This is a genomic window from Streptomyces sp. NPDC058052, from assembly GCF_042885515.1.
Taxonomy (GTDB): domain Bacteria; phylum Actinomycetota; class Actinomycetes; order Streptomycetales; family Streptomycetaceae; genus Streptomyces.
This window is the reverse complement of the sequence record NZ_JBHVRX010000039.1, coordinates 36,468-55,744: the sequence shown is the minus strand read 5'-3', so window position 1 is coordinate 55,744 and position 19,277 is coordinate 36,468. Positions and strand designations below refer to the sequence as shown.

Below are 19,277 nucleotides of genomic sequence, written 5' to 3'. Positions count from 1 at the left end.
GGCGGGAACGGGGGGTTCGGGGGGTGTGCGGGGGTGCACGAGAGTGTGGGGGGCCGCCGCACGGGCGTCTTGCGCCTGCCCGTGCGGGGGACTTGGGGGGACTTGCGGGGGACTCGGGGGGGCAGCCGGTGGGCTTGGGGGGCAGTCGGTGGGCTTGGGGGGGGTCAGTCGGTGGGCTTGGGGGCCTCGGACGGGTCGGGCCGCTCGGACGGCTCCGCCTGTCCGGTCGTGGCGGCCGTGGCGGTCGTGGCGGTCGTGGCGGTCGTGGCGGTCGTGGTGGCCGTGGCGGCCGACTGTGCGGTGCGGCGCCGGCGGAGGAGCGCGTACGCGGCGACGGCGGCGGCCAGGACGCCCGCGCCGATCCCGGCGTAGACACCGGCGGGGGTGCCGGAGTCCGAGGAGGCGGCGGCGGTCGCGGGCGCGGCGGAGGCCGACGGGCCCGCGGGGGCCGGCGGCGCGGCGGAGGTGGCGGACGGCGCGGCGGTGGGGTCGCTGCCGAGGTCGGGCAGGGCCGGGAGCGCGGCGGCGGGGTCGACGGAGACGGCGAGGGAGACCGGGTCCATCGCGGTGCCCGCCTTGTACATGCCGCCGAAGGCGCGGGCGCCGCCCTCGGTGAGGGTGGCGGGCGCCTCGGTGACGACGGCGAGGCCGTCCTTCGGCGCGAGGGTCCCGGCGGCGAAGGTGACGAGGGGGACCTTCTTCTCGGTCTTCCCGGAGCTGGTGACGTCGGCGGCGAGGGTGCCGGTGCCGTCGGCCACCGTGACGGTGACCTCGGCGAGGGTGAGGTCGAGGTGGGTGCCGGTGAAGCGGACGCTGCCGGTGAAGGCGGCGTCGAGGGTGCCCGCGCCGGGGTCGTAGTCGCCGGTGCCGGAGGGGAAGCGGAAGAGGGCTCCGCCGTCCTGGGCGCCGCCGGCGAGGGTCCATCCGCCCTGCGCGATGGCGCCGGTGACGTACTCGCGGAAGGTGCGGCGGACGCCCCAGTCGACGGCGGCGGTCCGCAGCGGGGAGGCGGCGGTCGCCGCGGGCTTCGGGGCGGCCGTGCCCGGCGCGGTCGTGCGCGGCGTGGTCGTGCGCGGCGTGGTCGTGCGCGGCGCGGTGGAAGGCGACTTCGCCGCCGGGGTGGTCGTCACGTCCACGGTGAGACTGATCGGGTCGAGCGCGGTGCCCGCCGGGTAGTAGCCGGCGAAGGCGGTGGCGCCCTGGGCGGTGAGCGTGGCGGGGACGCCGGCGAGCGAGACGGGGCCGGCGGCGCCGCGCATGTCGATCCCGCCGAGGTTCAGGGTGGCGAGCGGGACCTGGGGGCTGACGGTCACGCGTCCGCTGCCCTTGGCCTTGCTCGCCATGTCGGCGTAGAGGGTGCCGGCGCCGCCCTGGACGCGGATCCGGGGCCGGCTGATGGTGAGGTCGAGTTCGTTCGTCCCGTCGGCCTTGCGGTGTCCGGTGAAGTGGACGCCGCCGCCGAAGGCGGCCTCGAAGGCGCCGGTGGCGGGGTCGTACGAGCCCTGCGCGGAGTGGAAGCGGTACTGGGCGCCGACCGTGGCGGCGCCGCCGGTGAGGTTCCAGCTGCCCTGCGCGATGGGCCCGGTGACGTAGCTCTGGAAGGAGGACTTGATGCCCCAGTCCAGCCGGCCGCCCTGGACCGGGCGGCTCTCCGCGTGGGCGCCGGCGGCCGGGACGAGGGCGGCGAGCAGGGCCGCGAACAGGGTCACGGCCAGTGCGCGGCAGGGTCTGGACAGCAGCATGGAGCACCCCTCCGAGGGCTAGCGGGTGAGGTAAGGCTAACCTAAGCTACATCCAGTCCCGGCCGGAACCCTTCCCACCGAAAGCCGGGCGACGAACCTCCGAAGCGGAACGACAGGACGGTGTCCGGTGCGCAGAACTCGCCTCGCGGGAGCGCTGACAGCAGTAATCGCCCTCGCCCTCGCGGCGACCGGATGCGGCGGCGGGGACGCCCCGGAGGCCGCCCCGGCCGCGAAGGCGGCGGCCGCCCCGGACCGGGTCGAACCGCTCCCCTCGCCCGCTTCCCCCCGCCTCCCCGTCACCGTCGGCTCCGCCGACGGGCGCCGGGTGACGGTGGCCTCCACCGAGCGGATCGTGCCGCTCAGCGGCTCGCTCAGCGAGATCGTCTTCACCCTCGGCCTCGGCGACCGGGTGGTGGCCCGGGACGTCACCGCCACCTTCGAACAGGCCGCGGACCTCCCGGTGGTGACCCGCGCCCACGACGTCTCCGCCGAGAGCGTCCTCTCCCTCAGGCCGACCCTCGTCCTGGCCGAGTCCACCACCGGCCCCGCCGAGGCGATCGCCCAGATCCGCGACGCGGGCGTCCCGCTCGTCGTCGTCCCGGCCGCGAAGGACCTGGACGACATCGGCGGCCGCATCGACGACGTGGCCGGCGCGCTCGGCGTGCCCGCCGCCGGCGGGGAACTGCGCGAGCGGACCGCCGAACGGCTCGACGCCGTACGGGAGAAGATCCCCGCCCACGCCGAGAAGCCGCGCGTCGCCTTCCTGTACGTCCGCGGCTCGGCCGCCGTCTACCTCCTCGGCGGCGCCGAGTCCGGAGCGAGCTCGCTCCTGGAGGCCGCCGGAGCGGTCGACGCGGGCAAGGAGTCGGGGCTGAGGAAGGACTTCACCCCCATCACCAGCGAAGCCCTCGCCCAGGCGGCCCCCGACGCGATCCTCGTCATGAGCAAGGGCCTGCAGTCCGTCGGCGGGGTCGACGGACTGGTGAAGATCCCCGGCGTCGCCGAGACCCCGGCCGGAGCCGACCGCCGCGTCGTCTCCGTCGACGACGGCGTCCTCCTCAACTACGGGCCCCGCACCGACCAGGTGCTCGCCTCCCTCGTGGACCAGCTCTACGGGGAGGAGAAGTGACGGCGCTCCAGGAACGTCCGGTGGACGCGCCCGGGGAGACGGCCGCCGGAGCGCCCGGACCCGCGCCCCGGCGCGGCCGCACCGCGCTGCTCACCGGCGGGCTGCTCGCGGCGCTGCTGCTGCTCGCCCTGCTGTCGGCCGGGATCGGCGCGTACGAGATCCCGCTCGGCGACGTCCTCGCCTCGGTGCAGCACCGGATCGGCCTCGGCGGGCATCCGCTCGACCGGACCGCCGAGAGCGTGCTGTGGAACATCCGGCTGCCCCGGGTGGTGCTCGCCCTGCTCGTCGGCGCCTCCCTCGGCTGCGCCGGCGCGCTGATGCAGGGCGTCTTCGGCAACCCGCTCGCCGAACCCGGCGTCATCGGCATCTCGTCCGGCGCCGCCGTCGGCGCGGTGGGCGCGATCGTGCTCGGCGCGGGCTTCCTCGGCACCTGGACGGTGACCGTCTTCGCCTTCGCGGGCGGGCTGGTCACGGTGGTGCTGGTCTACGCGATGTCCCGCTCGGGCGGCCGGACGGAGGTCGTCACGCTGATCCTCACCGGCATCGCCGTGACCGCCTTCGCGGGCGCGCTCATCGGGCTCTTCATCTTCTTCGCGGACAACGCGCAGATCAGCCAGATCACCTTCTGGCAGCTGGGTTCGCTGGCGCAGGCCACCTGGCCGAAGGTGCTCGCGGTGCTGCCGTGCGCGCTGCTGGGCCTGGCCGTCGCCCCGCTCTACTCCCGCCGGCTCGACCTGCTCGCGCTCGGCGAGCGGCCCGCCCGGCATCTGGGCGTGGAGGTGGAGCGGCTGCGGATCGCGCTGATCCTGGTGGTGGCGCTGCTGACGGCGGCGGCGGTCGCGGTCTCCGGCATCGTGACCTTCGTCGGCCTGGTCGTCCCGCACGTGCTGCGGATGGCGAACGGCCCCGGCCACCGCTTCCTGATCCCCGGCAGCGCGCTCGGCGGCGCGGTCGCGCTCACCGCGGGCGACCTGGCGGCCCGCACCCTCGCGGCCCCCGCCGAACTCCCCCTGGGCGTCCTCACCGCCCTCATCGGCAGCCCGTTCTTCTTCTGGCTGCTCCGCAGGACCCGTCGGAAGCAGGGTGGTTGGGCGTGATCGGCGTGATCGACGTGTTCAGGAGGCGTACGAGGGAGCTGCCGGCGCCCGTGGAGCCCGGCGGACCCGTCGTCGAGGCGGACGGGGTACGGGTGGTGCGGGGGCGGCGGGCCGTCCTCGACGGAGCCCGGATCGGGGTGCGCGCCGGCGAGGTGCTGGCCCTGGTGGGGCCCAACGGGGCCGGGAAGTCGACGCTGCTGTCCGTGCTCGCCGGGGACCTGGCGCCCGCGGCGGGGACGGTACGGATCGGGGGCCGGGCCGCCGGCGACTGGAGCGCGCCCGAACTGGCGCTGCGGCGGGCGGTCCTGCCGCAGACCGCCGAGCTGTCCTTCCCCTTCCCGGTCGCGGACGTGGTCCGGATGGGCCGGGCCCCGTGGGCCGGGACCGAGCGGGAGGCGGAGGACGGGGCGGCGGTGGCGGAGGCGATGGCCGCGACCGAGGTCGCGGAGTTCGCCGCGCGCCCGTTCTCCGCGCTGTCCGGCGGGGAGCGGGCCCGGGTGGCGCTCGCCCGGGTGCTGGCCCAGCGGACCGGGCTGCTGCTGCTCGACGAGCCGACGGCGGCGCTCGACCTGCGCCACCAGGAACTGGTGCTGCGGGTCTGCCGGGAGCGGGCGGCGGCCGGGGACGCGGTGGTGGTCGTGCTGCACGACCTCGGCCTCGCGGCGGCGCACGCGGACCGGGTGGGGATCGTCCACGGGGGCGGGGTGACCGCCGACGGGCCGCCCGCCGAGGTGTTCGGCGAGGAGCTGCTGAGCCGGGTCTACCGGCAGCCGGTGGAGGTCTTCCCGCACCCGCGGACGGGCGTCCCGCAGGTGGTCCCCCGCCGGGACGCGCTCACGGCCGATTCCGGGGCGAAACGCCCTGCTTGACCGGTACTTGACCGGGCGATGGGGCGGTCATGGCGCGGCCGTGACCGCCTCGTGTCCGATCCGCCGGACGTGAGAGTCACCTCACTGGACGGGCGGGTTTGCCTGAGGTAAGCCTCGGTTAAGTTAGGTCCGCCTCAGTGGCACGTCCCGTCCCCTCGCCCCGTCCTGGAGCCGTCATGCGAGCCGTCCGCACCACCGCCGCCACCGCCCTGGCGGGCGCCGCCGTCCTGGCCGCCGTCACCGGATGCACCGCGAAGAGCGACGCCAAGGCGGACGGCGGCGGGATCACCGTCACCGCCAAGGACGACTCCTGCGAGGTGTCGAAGAAGGAGTTCCCGGCCGGCCACGTCACCCTGGACGTGGAGAACCGCGGCTCCAAGGTCACCGAGGTCTACGTCCTCTACCCGGACGACCGGATCGTCACCGAGCGGGAGAACATCGGCCCCGGCACCAGGGCCACGCTCACCGCCGAGATCAAGGCCGGCGCGTACGCGATCGTCTGCAAGCCCGGCATGACCGGCGCCGGCATCCGCCAGGCCGTCACCCTCACCGGCGGCGCCGCCGCCCCGAAGCGCTCCGCCGAGATGGACGCCGCGGTCGCCGCGTACCGCCAGTACGTGCAGGCCCAGGCCGAGGAGACGCTGCCGAAGGTGAAGGTCTTCACCGACGCCGTCCGCGCCGGTGACCTGGAGGCCGCGAAGAAGGCGTACGCCCCCTCCCGGATCGGCTGGGAGCGCACCGAGCCGGTCGCCGAGTCCTTCGGCGACATCGACCCGAAGGTCGACGTCCGCGAGGACGGCCTGGAGGAGGGCCAGGACCCGGCGAAGGACTGGACCGGCTGGCACCGCCTGGAGAAGGCGCTCTGGCAGGACAAGAAGATCACCCCCCGCGAGAAGCAGCTCGCCGACCTCCTCGACAAGGACCTCGCGGACTGGGTGAAGCGCGTCGGCACCGCCGAGATCACCCCCACCTCCATGGCCAACGGCGCCAAGGAGCTCCTCGACGAGGTCGCCACCGGCAAGGTCACCGGCGAGGAGGAGCGCTACTCCCACACCGACCTGGTCGACTTCAAGGCCAACGTCGAGGGCGCCCAGAAGTCCTTCGACCTGCTCAAGCCGGTCGCCACCAAGAACGACGCCGCGCTCGTCGCCGAGATCGACAAGCAGTTCGGCGCGCTGAACACGCTGCTCGACAAGTACCGCGCCGACAAGGCCGGTTACGACTTCACCTCCTACGACAAGGTCGGCGAGGCCGAGCGCAAGAAGCTGTCGGACGGTGTCAACGCGCTGGCCGAGCCGCTCTCCAAGCTCGCCGCCGCGGTCGTCAAGTGACCACCGGGACCGGCGGCCCGGGCCGCCGCACCGTCCTCGCCGCCGGCGGCGGACTCGCCCTCGGTGCCGCCGTCGCCGGCGGCGCCGCCGCGCTGACCCGCGACGGCGACCCCACCGCGCCCGTCGCCGACGGCGGCGCCGCCGTCCCCTTCCACGGCCCGCACCAGGCCGGCATCGCCACCGCCGTCCAGGACCGGCTGCACTTCGCCGCCTTCGACGTCACCACCGACGACCGCGGGAAGCTGGTGGAGCTCCTCAAGGAGTGGACCCGGGCCGCGGAGCGGATGACCGCGGGACGCGAGGTCGGCGAGGGCGCGTACGGCGGGCTCCCGGAGGCGCCGCCGGACGACACCGGCGAGGCGCTCGGCCTGAAGCCGTCCCGCCTCACCCTCACGATCGGCTTCGGCCCCTCCCTCTTCGACGGACGGTTCGGGCTGAAGGACAGACGGCCCGGGGCCCTGGTGGAGCTGCCCAGGTTCCCGGGCGACAACCTCGATCCGGCGCGCAGCGGCGGCGACCTGTGCGTCCAGGCGTGCGCCGACGATCCGCAGGTCGCGGTGCACGCCGTCCGCAACCTCGCCCGGATCGGCTTCGGCACGGTCGCCGTCCGCTGGTCCCAGCTGGGCTTCGGCAAGACGTCCTCGACCACCCCGGACGCGCAGACCCCGCGCAACCTCTTCGGCTTCAAGGACGGCACCCGGAACGTCTCCGGCACCGACACCGCCGCCCTCGACCGGCACGTGTGGGTCGGCGCGAAGGACGCCGCCGGCGGCGGCGCCTGGATGGCCGGCGGCTCGTACCTGGTCGCCCGCCGGATCCGGATGAACGTCGAGACCTGGGACCGCACCCCGCTCGCCGAGCAGGAGGACATCTTCGGCCGCGACAAGAAGGAGGGCGCGGCCGTCGGCAAGGCGAAGGAGCACGACGAGCCGTTCCTGAAGGCGATGAAGCCGGACTCCCACGTCCGGCTCGCCCACCCGGACACCAACGGCGGGGCGACGCTGCTGCGCCGCGGCTACTCCTTCACCGACGGCACGGACGGCCTCGGCCGGCTCGACGCGGGCCTGTTCTTCCTCGCCTACCAGCGGGACGTCCGGTCCGGCTTCGTCCCGGTGCAGACCGCGCTGGCCCGGGCGGACGCCCTCAACGAGTACATCCAGCACGTCGGTTCGGCGGTCTTCGCCGTCCCCCCGGGCGTCCGCGACGCGGACGACTGGTGGGGCCGCGGCCTTTTCTCGTAACCCTGGGAGGTATCCGCCGTGTTCGGCAACTATCTGATCGGCCTGCGCGAGGGGCTGGAGGCCAGCCTCGTCGTCTGCATCCTCATCGCCTATCTGGTGAAGACCGGCCGCCGGGACGCCCTGAAGCCGGTCTGGGCCGGCATCGGCGTGGCCGTCGGCATCGCGCTCGCCTTCGGCGCCGGCCTGGAGTTCGGCTCGCAGGAGCTGACCTTCGAGGCGCAGGAGCTGCTCGGCGGCTCGCTGTCGATCCTCGCCGTCGTCCTGGTGACGTGGATGGTCTTCTGGATGAAGAAGACCGCCCGGCACCTCAGGGCGGAGCTGCACGGCAAGCTGGACGCGGCCCTGGCGATGGGCACCGGCGCGCTGGTCGCCACCGCCTTCCTGGCCGTGGGCCGGGAGGGGCTGGAGACCGCCCTGTTCGTGTGGGCGTCGGTACGGGCCTCCTCCGACGGCAGCCACGCGCCGCTGACCGGTGTGGTGCTGGGCCTGGCGACGGCGGTGCTGCTGGGATGGCTCTTCTACCGGGGCGCGGTGCGGATCGACCTGGCGAAGTTCTTCACCTGGACCGGCGGGATGCTGGTCGTGGTGGCGGCGGGCGTGCTCGCGTACGGCGTGCACGACCTCCAGGAGGCGCGCTTCCTCGGCGGCCTCGCGGACAAGGCGTTCGACGTCTCGGCGACGGTCCCGCCGGACAGCTGGTACGGCACGCTCCTCAAGGGCGTCCTGAACTTCCAGCCCGACCCGACGGTCCTTCAGGTCACGGTGTGGACGCTGTATCTGATCCCGGCGCTCGCGCTCTTCCTCGCCCCGATAGGGTCGGGTCCGTCCGTGCGCGTGGAGAAGCAGAAGGCGACCGATGAGAAGGCTGAGGCCGGAACGGCAGACCCGGCGGTCTGAGGAGCGGCGGGGCGGGCGTCCCGCGAGGGCCCTGGCGACCGTCGCCGCGGCGACCGCCGTGGCGCTGACGGCGAGCGGCTGTGTGACCGTCCACGGCGAGACCGCGGTCGTGCCGGGCGCGACGGCGGAGGAGGCGACGGCGGCACTGGCCGGTTTCGTCACCGCCTTCAACCGGGCCGACAAGGCCAACGACCCGGCGCTCGACGCCCGCCAGGTGACCGGCCCGCTGGGGGCGATCAACCAGGCGGGCCTGAAGGCGAAGTCGGTGACCCAGCCGGAGGGCAATCCGCGCCACAAGCCGCTGGAGCTGAGCGACGCCCGCTTCCTGGTCCCCAGGAAGGCGGGCTGGCCGCGCTGGTTCGTCGCGGACACCGACGCGAACCGGGACGACGGCACGTCCGGGGCGGACAACCGCTGGCTGGTGGCCTTCGTCAGGAACGGCCCGGACGAGGCGTGGAAGGCCGCCCACCTGGTGATCCTCGGCCAGGACGAGATGCCCGAATTCGCCGAGGCGGAGGGGGACGAGGTGAGCGTCGCGGCCGGCTCGGACGCGGTCGCGGTCGCCCCCGGCACGCTGAGCGAGCGGTACGCCGCGTATCTGAAGGACGGCGGGGAGAGCCCGTTCGCCGCCGGTCCGCACACGAGCGAGTGGCGCGACGAGCGGGCCCGTACCGCCCAGCGGCCGGGCCTGGCCACCCAGTTCATCGACCGGGCCGCCGACACGGGCGACTTCGCGCCGCTGGCGCTGGGGACGAAGGACGGCGGGGCGCTGGTCTTCTTCGCGAGCCGGCACTTCGAGCGGCAGACGACGGCGAAGGGCTACCGGCCGAAGCTGGGCGCGGAGCTGCGGGCCCTGATGAAGGGCGAGATCGTGAACACGGTGACCAAGGAGTGGGTGTCGAGCCAGGCCGTCCTGGTGAAGCCGGCGGGCGCGGACCGGGACGCGGTCACCTTCGCGGGCCGGCTCCAGGGCGTGGTGTCCGTCGAGGGCTCGTAGGTCCGGTCCGGGCGGCGGGCCGGGCGGGAATCCCGGACGGGTCCCCGGCTCCGGTCCGGAGCGGTCGCCTGCCGCCCGCCCGGTACGGCTCCGGGGGCGGGGTGCGGCGGGCGGGGACTCAGCGCGTGAGGGGCCAGGCGACGCCGTGGGCGGTGTGCTCGTCGCCGTCGGCCTTCCGCTCGGCGGCGTGCCGGGCGCAGGCTTCGGTGAGCGTCTCCAGGAGGTTCAGCGGGTCGGGCAGCGCGTGCTCGGGGCCGCGGACCCAGCCGACGACCGGGTGGTCGTCCTCGTCACCGGGCAGCCGGGCGGGCGGGACGAGGACGTAGCTGCCCCGGCAGTGCCAGCGCAGGCCGGGATGCTCGTCCATGGTCTCGGGGTGGCAGTCCAGCTCGCAGGGCCACCACTCGTCCTCGTCCTCGGGGGTGCCGCGGGTGGCGGTGAAGAAGAGCATCCGGCCGCCGTCTCCGGTGCTGTCCGGGGACTCGGCGACGGGTCCGACCTCGACGCCCTCGGCGAGGAGGCGGTCCAGGGCGGCGCGGCCGGCGGACAGCGGCACGTCGAGGACGTCGTGGACCATGCCGGTGGCAGTGATGAAGTTCGCCTCGGGCTCGTTCCGCGCCCAGCGCTCGATCTGCGCGCGGTCGGTGGTCGACTGGGTCTGCCAGGCGAAGGAGACCGGGTGGCGGGCGGGGGTGGGACAGCCGATCCGCTCACAGGAACAGCTGTAGCCGACGGGGTAGGCGGCGGGGGCCAGGGGCAGGCCGGCGGCGGCGATGGCCAGGAGCAGCGTCTCGCGGGTGTTCCCGTCGTCGGCCGCGGTGCGTTTCGGGCGCCTGCGCAGCCACTGTGCGAGTTTGCTCTCCGTGCCGCGGTAGCGGCCGATGCCGTCGCCCATCTATCCCCTCACACCTCATGCTCGCCCGTTCGGCTCTGCCCATGGTCCCACCATCCTGCTCCCCGGGTGACCGGAGTGGGGAACCGGGGGCCGGTGACGACGCTCACGCTCGTCACGGGCGGGGCGTGAGGCCGCGCAGGGCGAGGTCGACGAGGGCGTCGGCGTAGGCGTGGGTGAGGGGGCCGGTGCGGTGGAGCCAGCGGTGGTGGAGGGGGCCGACGAGGAGTTCGGTGGCGAGCCGGGGGTCCACGCCGGGATCGGCCTGGCCGGCGGCCTGGGCGGCCTCGATGCGGCGGGCGAAGACCTGGAGCTGGGGTTCGAGCAGGGCCTCGGTGAAGCGGGCGCCGAGCTCGGGGTCGGTGGAGCCCTCGGCGGCGAGGGCGCGGGTGGGGGCGTCGTAGCGGGGGTTGGTGAGCTCGTCGACGGTGGCCCGCAGGACGAGCCGGAGGTCGGCGGCGAGGTCGCCGGTGTCGGGCAGCTCGGTCTGTCCCTCCGCGGCGCCGGCCTCCTCGGCGGCGCGGGCGGCGAGGTCGAGGAAGGCGTCGAGGAGGACGGCCGCCTTGGAGGGCCACCACCGGTAGATGGTCTGCTTGCCGACCCCGGCGCGGGCGGCGATGCCCTCGACGGTGGTCTTCGCGTAGCCGGTCTCGGAGACGAGGGCGAGGGCGGCGTCGAAGATGGCGCGGCGGGAGCGCTCGCTGCGGCGGGAGGCGTCGGGGGCCTTGGGTGCGGACATGGCGCCCAACCTACCACCAGGCGAGACGATACGTCTCGCCATCCTGGCCCGGGCGTCGACCAGGTGTGCGGGGGACGAACCACCCGAACGGTCCACTGCGCGCGGGGCCGCGACGGCGGACCATGGCTCCACCGATCCACGGCCCGCCCCGCGGGCCGCCCGTCCGTGAGGAGGCCCGATTGCGCCCCACTCCGCGCGAGTCCTCGCCCCGCCGCTACCTGATGTGCCCACCCGCGCACTTCTCGGTGACGTACTCCATCAACCCGTGGATGGATCCGACGAAACCCGTCGACCTGCCGCTCGCCCTCGCCCAGTGGGAGGACCTGCGCGACCGCTACCGGGCCCTCGGCCACACCGTCGAACTCCTCGCCCCCGACCCGGCGCTGCCCGACATGGTCTTCGCGGCGAACGGCGCGACCGTCGTCGGCGGACGGGTGCTCGGCGCCCGGTTCGCATACCCGGAGCGGACCGCGGAGGCCGACGCGCACCTCGCCTGGTTCCGCGGCAACGGCTGGGCCGAGGAGGACCTGTGGATCCCCCGGCACGTCAACGAGGGCGAGGGCGACTTCGCCGTCACCGCCTCGTGGATCCTGGCCGGCACCGGCTTCCGCTCCAGCCCGCTCTCCCACGGCGAGGCCCAGGAGTTCTTCGGCCGCCCGGTGATCGGCCTGGAGCTGGTGGACCCGCTCTACTACCACCTCGACACGGCGCTGTGCGTCCTCGACGAGGCGGGCGACGAGGTCATGTACTTCCCCGGCGCCTTCTCCCCCGGCAGCCGGGCCGTCCTCGCCCGGCTCTTCCCCGACGCCCTCCTGGCGACCGAGGAGGACGCGGCGGCCCTCGGGCTCAACGCGGTCAGCGACGGCCGCCACGTGCTGCTCCCGCAGACGGCGACGGGCCTCTTCGGCCCGCTGCGGGACCGGGGCTTCGAGCCGCTCGGCATGGACCTCGGCGAACTCCTCAAGGGCGGCGGCAGCGTGAAGTGCTGCACCCAGGAGCTACGGCCCTAGGCTCCGTCCTCCGGCGGCCAGGAGTCGCCCCACTCGGCGTCACGGGCCTGCTTGTAGAGGGGTCCGTGGCGCTTGGTGACGGTCTCGCGGCCGAGTCCCTCCGGGGCGCAGAGGTCGAGCAGGACGAGGCCCTTGCGGATCTGCGGCCTGCGGACGACGCGGCCGGGCGCCGGGCGCACGGGGAACCGGGTGGCGGCGACGTACGCGTACTTCTCGTCCTCGTAGGGCAGCGAGCCGCCCTTGACCTTCCGGTGCAGCGAGGAGCGGCTGACCCGCGCCGAGAAGTGGCACCAGTCGGTGCCGGGCTCGATCGGGCAGGCGCCGCTGTGCGGGCAGGGCGCGGCGACGGTGAGGCCGGCGTCGATCAGCACGGACCGGGCGGCGATGATCCGCTCGTAGCCGTCGGGGGTGCCGGGCTCGACGACGACGACGGCGCCGCGCGCCGCCCGGGCCGCCTCGGTGACGAGCGCGGTCCGGTCGGCCTCGGTCAGCTCCTTGAGCACGTACGAGACGGTGACCAGGTCGGTCTCGGCGAGGCGCAGCGCCGTGCCGATGCGCTCGCGCCGCCACTCGGCGTCCAGGACCCCGCCGGCCAGCTCGCGCCCGAGGACGAGGGCGGGCTCGGCCCAGTCGAGGACGGTGGTGCGCGGCGGGGCGTCGCCCCACGCCTCGGCGACCGCCCAGCTCGCGGCGCCCGTCCCGCCGCCCACGTCGGTGTGGGTCGCCGGGACCCACTCCGGCGCCGCGTCCCGCAGCGCGTCCAGCGCCCCGCGGGCGGCCTCGAAGGTGGCGGGCATCCGGTAGGCGGCGTAGGCGGCCACGTCCGAGCGGTCCCGCAGCACGGGCGCGTCGGTCGGTGTCGCCCCCCGGTAGTGCGTGATCAGCCGGTCCACGGCCTTCGCGGCCTGCGTGGGCGGCAGCCCGTCCAGCAGCCCGGCGAGGGCGGCGCGCAGGGACTCGGCGGAGGCGGCGGTTTCGTTCACCGACCCAGTCTAGGCGGCGCCGTCGCCCGCCCCGGCCGGGGCGACGGGGCGGCCGTGGACCTCGCTCCAGGCGGTCATCGCCTCGTTCCACTGGGGGCCCGTGAGCTCCGTGAGGGACGCGGGGAAGAGGCCGTCCTCCTCCTTGGCGATGTGGTGGTGGAGCTCGTCGACCGCCGCGGCGAAGGCCGCGCGCTGCGCCGCGTCCTCCAGGTCGAGGCCGGTGAGGAACGCGTCGAGTGCGCGGTGCTCGGAGGCGAGCGCCGCCACGTACCCCGCGTACTCCTCGTTCTCGGCCATGACCCGGAAGAGGCCCGCCTCCTCGCCCGCCCAGTGGCGGCGCAGCAGCACCGCCATCTCGGCGGCGAGGAGCGCCGCCCGGGCGCGGTCGCCCGTGCCGAGGGCGCGGACCGCGTCGCCGCCGAGGTCGGTGACGGCCTCGTGCTCGGCGATGAACTCCTTGATCAGCGGGATGTCGCGGCAACCGCAGTAGTGGCACATCCCGGGATCGTCACATCAGATCCCGGTCTTCTCCCGGGCGGCGCGCCAGGGCCGGCACAGCAGCAGGAAGCAGGCGAGCGCGGCGGCCGCGCAGACGAGCTGGACGACGGCCATGGGGACGGCGGTCCGCTCGCCCGCGATGCCGACGAGCGGCGAGGCGATCGCGCCGATGAGGAAGGAGGAGGTGCCGAGGAGCGCGGAGGCGGAGCCGGCGGCGTGCGGGGTGCGCATCAGCGCCTGCGCGTTGGTGTTCGGCATGGCCAGGCCCATCGCGGACATGAGGACGAAGAGTCCGGCGGCGATCGGGACGAGGCCGACCTCGCCGAAGACGCCGGTGGTCATCAGGAGCAGCGCCGCCGAGGCGAGCAGGATGACGGTGAGGCCGCAGCCGAGCGCCTTGTCGAGGCTGACCCGGCCGACGAGGAGCTTGCCGTTGACCTGGCCGACGGCGACGAGCCCGATGGAGTTCAGCCCGAAGAGGAGGCTGAAGGTCTGGGGGGAGGCGCCGTAGATCTCCTGGACGACGAACGGCGAGGCGGAGATGTAGGCGAAGAGGGCCGCGAAGGCCAGGCCGCCGGCGAGCATGTAGCCGGTGAAGACGCGGTCGGCGAGCAGTCCCCGCATGGTCCTCAGCGCCTGCCCGACGCCGCCCTGCTGGCGGCGTTCCGGGGGGAGGGTCTCGTGGAGGAAGCGCCAGACGACGAGGGTGAGGAGGACGCCGATGACGGCGAGGACGTGGAAGACGCCCCGCCAGTCGGTGATCCGCAGGATCTGGCCGCCGATGAGCGGCGCGATGATCGGCGCGACGCCGGAGATCAGCATGAGGGTGGAGAAGAAGCGGGCCATCTCGACGCCGTCGTAGAGGTCGCGGACGACGGCGCGGGCGATGACGATGCCGGCGGCGCCGGCGAGGCCCTGGAGCAGCCGGAAGGCGATGAGGAGCTCGGCGCTGGGGGCGAAGGCGCAGACGGCGGTGGCGAGGACGTAGACGACCATGCCGGCGAGGAGGGGCCGGCGGCGGCCCCACTTGTCGCTCATGGGGCCGACGACGAGCTGGCCGAGGGCCATGCCGGCGAGGCAGGCGGTGAGGGTGAGCTGGACGGTGGCGGCGGGGGCGGTCAGCGCGCGGGTGACCTCCGGCAGGGCCGGGAGGTACATGTCCATGGACAGCGGCGGGAGTGCGGTGAGTCCGCCGAGGACGAGGGTGACGAGGAGTCCCGCCCGCCGGGCGGCGGGGGCGGGAGCGGCCGGGGACGGTCCGGTTATGTGTCCTTGTGTTGTTTTCTGGCCGCTCTCCGGCATCGACTGCTCCATTTCGTTGAAACCTTGCCTATGCTCTCAGCTCGATCGGACAGGGCGAAACCAGTGGGGTGGCACGCATGAGCGACGGCATACGGTGGGGCGTTCTCGCGACGGGCGGGATCGCCGAGCGGTTCGCGACGGATCTCGCGGAACTGGACGGCGCCGAGGTGGTGGCGGTGGCGTCCCGCACGGAGGCGTCGGCGCGGGCCTTCGCCGACCGGTTCGGGATCGCGCGGGCGTACGGCGGCTGGGACGGCCTCTTCGCCGACCCCGAGGTGGACGTGGTGTACGTGGCGACCCCGCACCACGCCCACCGGGAGGCGGCCGGGCGCGCCCTGGAGGCCGGCAAGGCGGTCCTGTGCGAGAAGGCGTTCACGCTGAACGCCCGGGAGGCCCAGGAACTGGTCGGCCTCGCCCGGGACCGCGGCCTCTTCCTCATGGAGGCCATGTGGATGTACTGCAACCCGCTGATCCGGCGCCTCGCGGAACTGGTCCGGGACGGGGCGGTCGGCGAGGTGCGGACCGTCCAGGCCGACTTCGGGCTCGCCGGCCCCTTCGGCCCGGACCACCGGCTGCGGGACCCCGCGGTCGGCGGCGGGGCCCTGCTCGACCTGGGCGTCTACCCGGTGTCGTTCGCCCAGCTGCTGCTCGGCGAGCCGGACTCGGTGCGGGCGCACGCGCGGATCTCCCCCGAGGGCGTCGACCTGAACACGGCCATGCTGCTGGGCTGGGAGTCGGGCGCCTCGGCGCTCCTCTCCTGCTCGCTGGAGGCGGACACCCCGCTGACCGCCTCGGTGACGGGCACGGAGGGCCGGATCGACGTGCCGCGCGGCTTCTTCTTCCCGGAGCGGTTCACGCTGCACCGGAACGGGGCCGAGCCGGAGGAGTTCGCGAACACGGACGACCCGCACTCGCTGCGCCACGAGGCCGCCGAGGTCATGCGCTGCCTGCGGGCCGGGGAGACCGAGTCGCCGCTGGTCCCGCTGGACGGCACGCTCGCGGTGATGCGGACGCTCGACGCGGTGCGGGACCGCGTCGGCGTCCGCTATCCGCAGGAGGCGGCGCTCACGCGGGGGTGAGGCCCGGGTCGCCGGCCTCCGTCACGAAGGAGCCGGCCGTGGTGACCGGGGCGCCCGGCGTCGTCACGTACGGGACCGTACGGAAGTCGGCGCGGGCGCTCTCCTCGGTGAGCGCCACCGTGACGTAGCCGCGCCGCCCGTTGAAGAACTTCAGGTGCGGGTTGGCCTGCATGAGCTTGTCGTAGTTCGACGGGCGGTCGGCGCCGTCCTTGCCGCTGGCGATCGAGGTGGCGACGATCTCGGTGCCGACGGTGCGGGAGCCGGGGTCGCGGAAGTCGGCCTTGAGGTCGAAGCCGTAGCCGACGTGCACGTCGCCGGTGAGCACCATCAGGTTCTCCACCCCGGCGGACTCGGCGCCCGCGAGGATCCGCCCCCGCGAGGCCGGATAGCCGTCCCAGGAGTCCATGGAGAGCTTGAAGTCGGCGGTGGAGCGGTCCCGGCGCTCGGCGAACACGACCTGCTGGGGCAGGACGTTCCAGCGGGCGTCGGAGGCGCGCCAGCCGTCGAGGAGCCAGCGCTCCTGGGCGGCGCCGGTCATCGTGCGGGACGGGTCCTCGGAGAGCGGGCCCGGGACCTGCCAGCCGTCGCCGTACGCCTGGTCGGAGCGGTACTGGCGGGTGTCGAGGATGTCGAACTGGGCCAGCCGGCCGAACCGCAGCCGCCGGTACAGCCGCATGTCCGGTCCCTCGGGGAGCTGGGGGCGGCGCAGCGGCTGGTGCTCCCAGTAGGCGCGGTAGGCGGCGGCGCGGCGGAGCAGGAACTCCTCCGGCGGGACGCCGTTCTCGGGGATGCCTCCCGCGTAGTTGTTCTCGGTCTCGTGGTCGTCCCAGGTGACGACGAAGGGGTGCGCGGCGTGCGCGGCCCGCAGGTCGGGGTCCGTCTTGTAGAGGCCGTACCGGAGCCGGTAGTCCTCCAGGGTGATCGTCTCGCGGTTGAAGACGGCCGGGAGGGTGCGGTCGGTGTAGGCACGGGCGCCGCCGGTGGCGTTGACGGCGTACTCGTACAGGTAGTCGCCGAGGTGGAGGACGACGTCGAGGTCCTCCTCGGCGAGGTGCCGGTAGGCCGTGAAGTACCCGTCGTGGTACGCCTGGCAGGAGACCGCGCCGAGCCGCAGCCCGGCGGGCCGGGCCCAGGGCGCGGGCGCGGTGCGGGTCCGCCCGGTCGGGCTGGTCCACTCCCCCGCCCGGAAGCGGTAGAAGAACTCCCGTCCCGGCTCCAGGTGTTCGACCTCCACGTGCACGGTGTGGCCGAACTCCGGGTGCGCGGTGGCGCGTCCGCGCCGCACGGGCCGGGCGAAGCGCTCGTCGCGGGCGAGCTCCCAGTGGACGGACACCCGCTCGGCGGGCAGGCCGCCGCCGGGCTCGAAGGGGCGCGGGGCGAGCCGGGTCCACAGCAGGACGGAGCCGGGGTGCGGGTCGCCGGAGGCGACGCCGAGGGTGAACGGGTCCTCGGTGATGCGGCGGCCGTCCAGCTCCGCGGCGGCGGCGGTGCCGGCGGCGGGCAGCTGGGTGGCGAAGGCCAGCGCGGCGGCGGCGCCGGTGACGGTGAGGAACCGGCGGCGGCCGAAGTGGCGTGCGGCGGCGCGGAGTTCCTCGCTGTGCTGCGGTGCGGGTGTCATGTGCCCCTCCCCTGACGGTTGGTGTCCGTCGGTATTCGAGGGGTCCGGGGCGACATCGCATTGTCGGGGACAGGTCATCCACGTGTCGGACGGATGAGTTCATGGGGCACGCGTCTGGCGTACGCTGCGCGGCCGGGGGCGACACGAAGCTGGAAGGTGGGTTCGGCATGGGCGTCGCTGTGGTGACGGGAGCGGGTTCGGGCATCGGCCGGAGCGTGGCGCGGGCACTCGCGGAGGCGGGCTGGTCGGTGGCGCTCGCGGGCCGGCGGCTCGCACCGCTGGAGGAGACGGCCGGGGGCCTGGCGGACGACCGCGTCCTCTGCGTCCCGACGGACGTGACGTCACCGGAGGCGGTGGCGGCCCTCTTCGGCGCGGTACGGGAGCGCTTCGGCCGCGTCGACCTGCTCTTCAACAACGCGGGGACGTTCGCCGGCGGCGGCACCCCGGTCGAGGAGCTGTCCTACGACACCTGGCGCGCGGTCGTCGACGTCAATCTGACGGGCGCCTTCCTCTGCGCCCAGGCCGCCTTCCGGGCCATGAAGGAGCAGTCCCCGCAGGGCGGCCGCATCATCAACAACGGCTCGATCTCCGCCCATGTGCCGCGCCCGCACTCGATCGCGTACACGGCCACCAAGCACGCGATGACGGGCCTGACCAGGTCCCTGTCGCTGGACGGCCGCCCGTACCGGATCGCCTGCGGTCAGATCGACATCGGCAACGCTGCCACGGAGATGACGGCCCGCATGCAGACCGGCATCCTCCAGGCCGACGGCGGGCTGGCGGCCGAGCCGGTGATGGACGCGGCGGACGTGGCCGCGACGGTGGTCCACATGGCGGCCCTCCCCCTGGAGGCGAACGTGCAGTTCGCCACGGTCATGGCCACGGCGATGCCGTACATCGGCCGCGGCTGACGGTTCACTCCGCGGGGGCCTGCCCCGTCTCGAAGCGGGACACCTTCCCTCCCTCGACGGTGAACCGCCAGGCGGTCCGCATGGCCCCCCACGTGTCGTTGCTGTAGGTGGCGACGAGGGCGAGGCCGTCCTCCTCCTCGCTCTCCACCTCCATCCGCCCGCGCGAGGAGAAGACCTCCCGCTCGGTCCACTCCCGCAGGTCCCGCTCCGACCCGTCGTCGGACATGGTCGCGCCGGGCGCGAGCGCGTCGGCGAAGGCCGCCCGGTCGTTGGCGTTCAGGGCGGCGACGAAGGCGCGCACGGCGGGCTCGGTGAGGCGGTCCACGGGAAGGGTCATGGACCAGCCGTACCCGCCGCGGGGCCCGGCGCCCCGCTCCGGCGCCCGGGATGGGCCAGTCGGGCGAGCCCCGTACCGGCCCCCCGGCAGCCTCCGGCGGCCCGGCCGCCGTCCCGTGCAGTATCGGGGGGCCAGGCCCCCGTCCCCGCTGGAGGAGCGATGTCGGAGCACGACCGGATCGTCAGGCTGTACGCGAAGGGGGTCCCGGTCGGGGTCCACGAGGGGAGACTGGTCGGCTTCCCGGCCGACGGGCACCGCACCGCCGAGTGGGCGCTCGGCCGGGCGGACGGCGGCTTCCGCCTCACCGTCAAGGGCACCGAGGACTCCGTCACCGCCCCCGGCAGCGACCGCGCCCCCGCCCTGGTCCGCCCCGACGACTCCCCCGCCTCGGTCTGGCGCCTCCAGCGCGTCACCCCCGAGGGCACCATCCCCGTCACCGAGCTCGCCGGCCTCGGCACGGGCACCTACGTCATCACGCAGAACGGCCTCGCCCTCGGCCGCGACCTCTTCGAGGACCCCGCCGCCACCCCGAGACCGATCGTCATCCGCACCGACGACCGCGCGCCCCACTGGACGGTGGAGGTCCTGGTCTGAGCCCCGGACGC

At 74.7% G+C, this 19,277-nt stretch carries 19 protein-coding genes; 11 read left to right on the top strand and 8 right to left on the bottom strand.

Annotated elements, in window-relative coordinates:
• Positions 1-164: 164 nt before the first annotated feature.
• Positions 165-1,742, bottom strand: coding sequence for an HtaA domain-containing protein (locus ACFVU3_RS34950; RefSeq protein WP_390072765.1), 1,578 nt, complete (start codon positions 1,740-1,742; stop codon positions 165-167).
• 127 nt (positions 1,743-1,869) lie between these two features.
• On the opposite strand from ACFVU3_RS34950, the gene ACFVU3_RS34945 reads away from it, so the two are divergent.
• The 7 genes from ACFVU3_RS34945 to ACFVU3_RS34915 all read left to right on the top strand — a co-directional run bounded on the left by ACFVU3_RS34945 (position 1,870) and on the right by ACFVU3_RS34915 (position 9,303).
• On the top strand, positions 1,870-2,871 hold the full coding sequence (locus tag ACFVU3_RS34945) for a hemin ABC transporter substrate-binding protein (protein WP_390072763.1): 1,002 nt from the start codon (positions 1,870-1,872) through the stop codon (positions 2,869-2,871).
• Complete coding sequence (locus ACFVU3_RS34940; RefSeq protein ID WP_390072762.1) at positions 2,868-3,968, top strand: FecCD family ABC transporter permease; 1,101 nt, start codon at positions 2,868-2,870, stop codon at positions 3,966-3,968. Before ACFVU3_RS34945 ends, ACFVU3_RS34940 begins: the two co-directional genes overlap by 4 nt.
• Positions 3,965-4,837: a heme ABC transporter ATP-binding protein gene (locus ACFVU3_RS34935; protein WP_390072760.1), complete on the top strand. Its 873-nt coding sequence runs from the start codon at positions 3,965-3,967 to the stop codon at positions 4,835-4,837. Before ACFVU3_RS34940 ends, ACFVU3_RS34935 begins: the two co-directional genes overlap by 4 nt.
• A 176-nt stretch (positions 4,838-5,013) precedes the next feature.
• Positions 5,014-6,168 (top strand): iron uptake system protein EfeO, encoded by a 1,155-nt coding sequence (gene efeO, locus ACFVU3_RS34930; RefSeq protein WP_390072759.1) that lies wholly within the window; start codon positions 5,014-5,016, stop codon positions 6,166-6,168.
• On the top strand, positions 6,165-7,409 hold the full coding sequence (efeB, locus tag ACFVU3_RS34925) for an iron uptake transporter deferrochelatase/peroxidase subunit (protein WP_390072757.1): 1,245 nt from the start codon (positions 6,165-6,167) through the stop codon (positions 7,407-7,409). The genes efeO and efeB overlap by 4 nt, the downstream gene beginning before the upstream one ends.
• An 18-nt stretch (positions 7,410-7,427) precedes the next feature.
• Positions 7,428-8,306, top strand: coding sequence for an iron uptake transporter permease EfeU (gene efeU, locus ACFVU3_RS34920; RefSeq protein WP_390072755.1), 879 nt, complete (start codon positions 7,428-7,430; stop codon positions 8,304-8,306).
• Entirely contained in the window at positions 8,266-9,303 is a 1,038-nt protein-coding gene (locus ACFVU3_RS34915) for a hypothetical protein (protein WP_390072753.1), read from the top strand. The genes efeU and ACFVU3_RS34915 overlap by 41 nt, the downstream gene beginning before the upstream one ends.
• Before the next feature lie 118 nt (positions 9,304-9,421).
• Here ACFVU3_RS34915 and ACFVU3_RS34910 read toward each other — a convergent pair whose 3' ends face one another.
• Positions 9,422-10,198 carry a bifunctional DNA primase/polymerase gene (locus ACFVU3_RS34910; protein WP_390072751.1) on the bottom strand — a complete coding sequence of 259 codons (777 nt, stop codon included), beginning with the start codon at positions 10,196-10,198 and terminating at the stop codon, positions 9,422-9,424.
• 112 nt (positions 10,199-10,310) lie between these two features.
• The gene (locus ACFVU3_RS34905) at positions 10,311-10,934 is read right to left on the bottom strand and encodes a TetR/AcrR family transcriptional regulator (protein ID WP_390072750.1); all 624 of its coding nucleotides are present in this window, start codon (positions 10,932-10,934) and stop codon (positions 10,311-10,313) included.
• Positions 10,935-11,113: 179 nt separating this feature from the next.
• On the opposite strand from ACFVU3_RS34905, the gene ddaH reads away from it, so the two are divergent.
• On the top strand, positions 11,114-11,944 hold the full coding sequence (ddaH, locus tag ACFVU3_RS34900; RefSeq protein ID WP_390072749.1) for a dimethylargininase: 831 nt from the start codon (positions 11,114-11,116) through the stop codon (positions 11,942-11,944).
• Here ddaH and ACFVU3_RS34895 read toward each other — a convergent pair.
• The 3 genes from ACFVU3_RS34895 to ACFVU3_RS34885 are packed head-to-tail and all read right to left on the bottom strand — an operon-like array spanning position 11,941 to position 14,727.
• Positions 11,941-12,927, bottom strand: a complete 987-nt coding sequence (locus ACFVU3_RS34895; protein ID WP_390072747.1) for a small ribosomal subunit Rsm22 family protein — start codon at positions 12,925-12,927, stop codon at positions 11,941-11,943. The two genes, ddaH and ACFVU3_RS34895, sit on opposite strands and share 4 nt — an antisense overlap.
• Positions 12,928-12,936: 9 nt before the next feature.
• Entirely contained in the window at positions 12,937-13,425 is a 489-nt protein-coding gene (locus tag ACFVU3_RS34890) for a hemerythrin domain-containing protein (protein ID WP_390072745.1), read from the bottom strand.
• 15 nt (positions 13,426-13,440) lie between these two features.
• Positions 13,441-14,727 (bottom strand): Bcr/CflA family multidrug efflux MFS transporter, encoded by a 1,287-nt coding sequence (locus tag ACFVU3_RS34885; protein ID WP_390072789.1) that lies wholly within the window; start codon positions 14,725-14,727, stop codon positions 13,441-13,443.
• A 77-nt stretch (positions 14,728-14,804) separates the two neighbouring features.
• Here ACFVU3_RS34885 and ACFVU3_RS34880 point away from each other — a divergent pair, with 77 nt between their 5' ends.
• Entirely contained in the window at positions 14,805-15,806 is a 1,002-nt protein-coding gene (locus tag ACFVU3_RS34880) for a Gfo/Idh/MocA family protein (RefSeq protein WP_390072743.1), read from the top strand.
• On the opposite strand, the gene ACFVU3_RS34875 is transcribed toward ACFVU3_RS34880, so the two are convergent.
• Positions 15,793-17,424: an alkaline phosphatase D family protein gene (locus tag ACFVU3_RS34875; protein WP_390072741.1), complete on the bottom strand. Its 1,632-nt coding sequence runs from the start codon at positions 17,422-17,424 to the stop codon at positions 15,793-15,795. The genes ACFVU3_RS34880 and ACFVU3_RS34875 overlap by 14 nt on opposite strands.
• A gap of 167 nt (positions 17,425-17,591) precedes the next feature.
• On the opposite strand from ACFVU3_RS34875, the gene ACFVU3_RS34870 reads away from it, so the two are divergent.
• Entirely contained in the window at positions 17,592-18,335 is a 744-nt protein-coding gene (locus ACFVU3_RS34870) for an SDR family oxidoreductase (RefSeq protein WP_390072739.1), read from the top strand.
• A 4-nt stretch (positions 18,336-18,339) separates the two neighbouring features.
• On the opposite strand, the gene ACFVU3_RS34865 is transcribed toward ACFVU3_RS34870, so the two are convergent.
• Positions 18,340-18,672, bottom strand: coding sequence for a nuclear transport factor 2 family protein (locus tag ACFVU3_RS34865; RefSeq protein WP_390072737.1), 333 nt, complete (start codon positions 18,670-18,672; stop codon positions 18,340-18,342).
• Between the two features lie 159 nt (positions 18,673-18,831).
• Here ACFVU3_RS34865 and ACFVU3_RS34860 point away from each other — a divergent pair, with 159 nt between their 5' ends.
• A complete protein-coding gene (locus ACFVU3_RS34860; RefSeq protein ID WP_390072735.1) occupies positions 18,832-19,266 on the top strand; it encodes a hypothetical protein in 435 nt (144 codons plus the stop codon).
• Positions 19,267-19,277 lie beyond the last annotated feature (11 nt).

Coding starts and splice junctions, on each gene's coding strand:
- ACFVU3_RS34910 (WP_390072751.1), bottom strand. CDS start 10,198: ATGGGCGACGGCATCGGCCGCTACCGCGGCACGGAGAGCAAACTCGCA.
- ACFVU3_RS34950 (WP_390072765.1), bottom strand. CDS start 1,742: ATGCTGCTGTCCAGACCCTGCCGCGCACTGGCCGTGACCCTGTTCGCG.
- ACFVU3_RS34890 (WP_390072745.1), bottom strand. CDS start 13,425: ATGTGCCACTACTGCGGTTGCCGCGACATCCCGCTGATCAAGGAGTTC.
- ACFVU3_RS34915 (WP_390072753.1), top strand. CDS start 8,266: ATGAGAAGGCTGAGGCCGGAACGGCAGACCCGGCGGTCTGAGGAGCGG.
- ACFVU3_RS34885 (WP_390072789.1), bottom strand. CDS start 14,727: ATGCCGGAGAGCGGCCAGAAAACAACACAAGGACACATAACCGGACCG.
- ACFVU3_RS34875 (WP_390072741.1), bottom strand. CDS start 17,424: ATGACACCCGCACCGCAGCACAGCGAGGAACTCCGCGCCGCCGCACGC.
- ACFVU3_RS34905 (WP_390072750.1), bottom strand. CDS start 10,934: ATGTCCGCACCCAAGGCCCCCGACGCCTCCCGCCGCAGCGAGCGCTCC.
- ACFVU3_RS34870 (WP_390072739.1), top strand. CDS start 17,592: ATGGGCGTCGCTGTGGTGACGGGAGCGGGTTCGGGCATCGGCCGGAGC.
- ACFVU3_RS34865 (WP_390072737.1), bottom strand. CDS start 18,672: ATGACCCTTCCCGTGGACCGCCTCACCGAGCCCGCCGTGCGCGCCTTC.
- ACFVU3_RS34880 (WP_390072743.1), top strand. CDS start 14,805: ATGAGCGACGGCATACGGTGGGGCGTTCTCGCGACGGGCGGGATCGCC.
- efeO (WP_390072759.1), top strand. CDS start 5,014: ATGCGAGCCGTCCGCACCACCGCCGCCACCGCCCTGGCGGGCGCCGCC.
- ACFVU3_RS34860 (WP_390072735.1), top strand. CDS start 18,832: ATGTCGGAGCACGACCGGATCGTCAGGCTGTACGCGAAGGGGGTCCCG.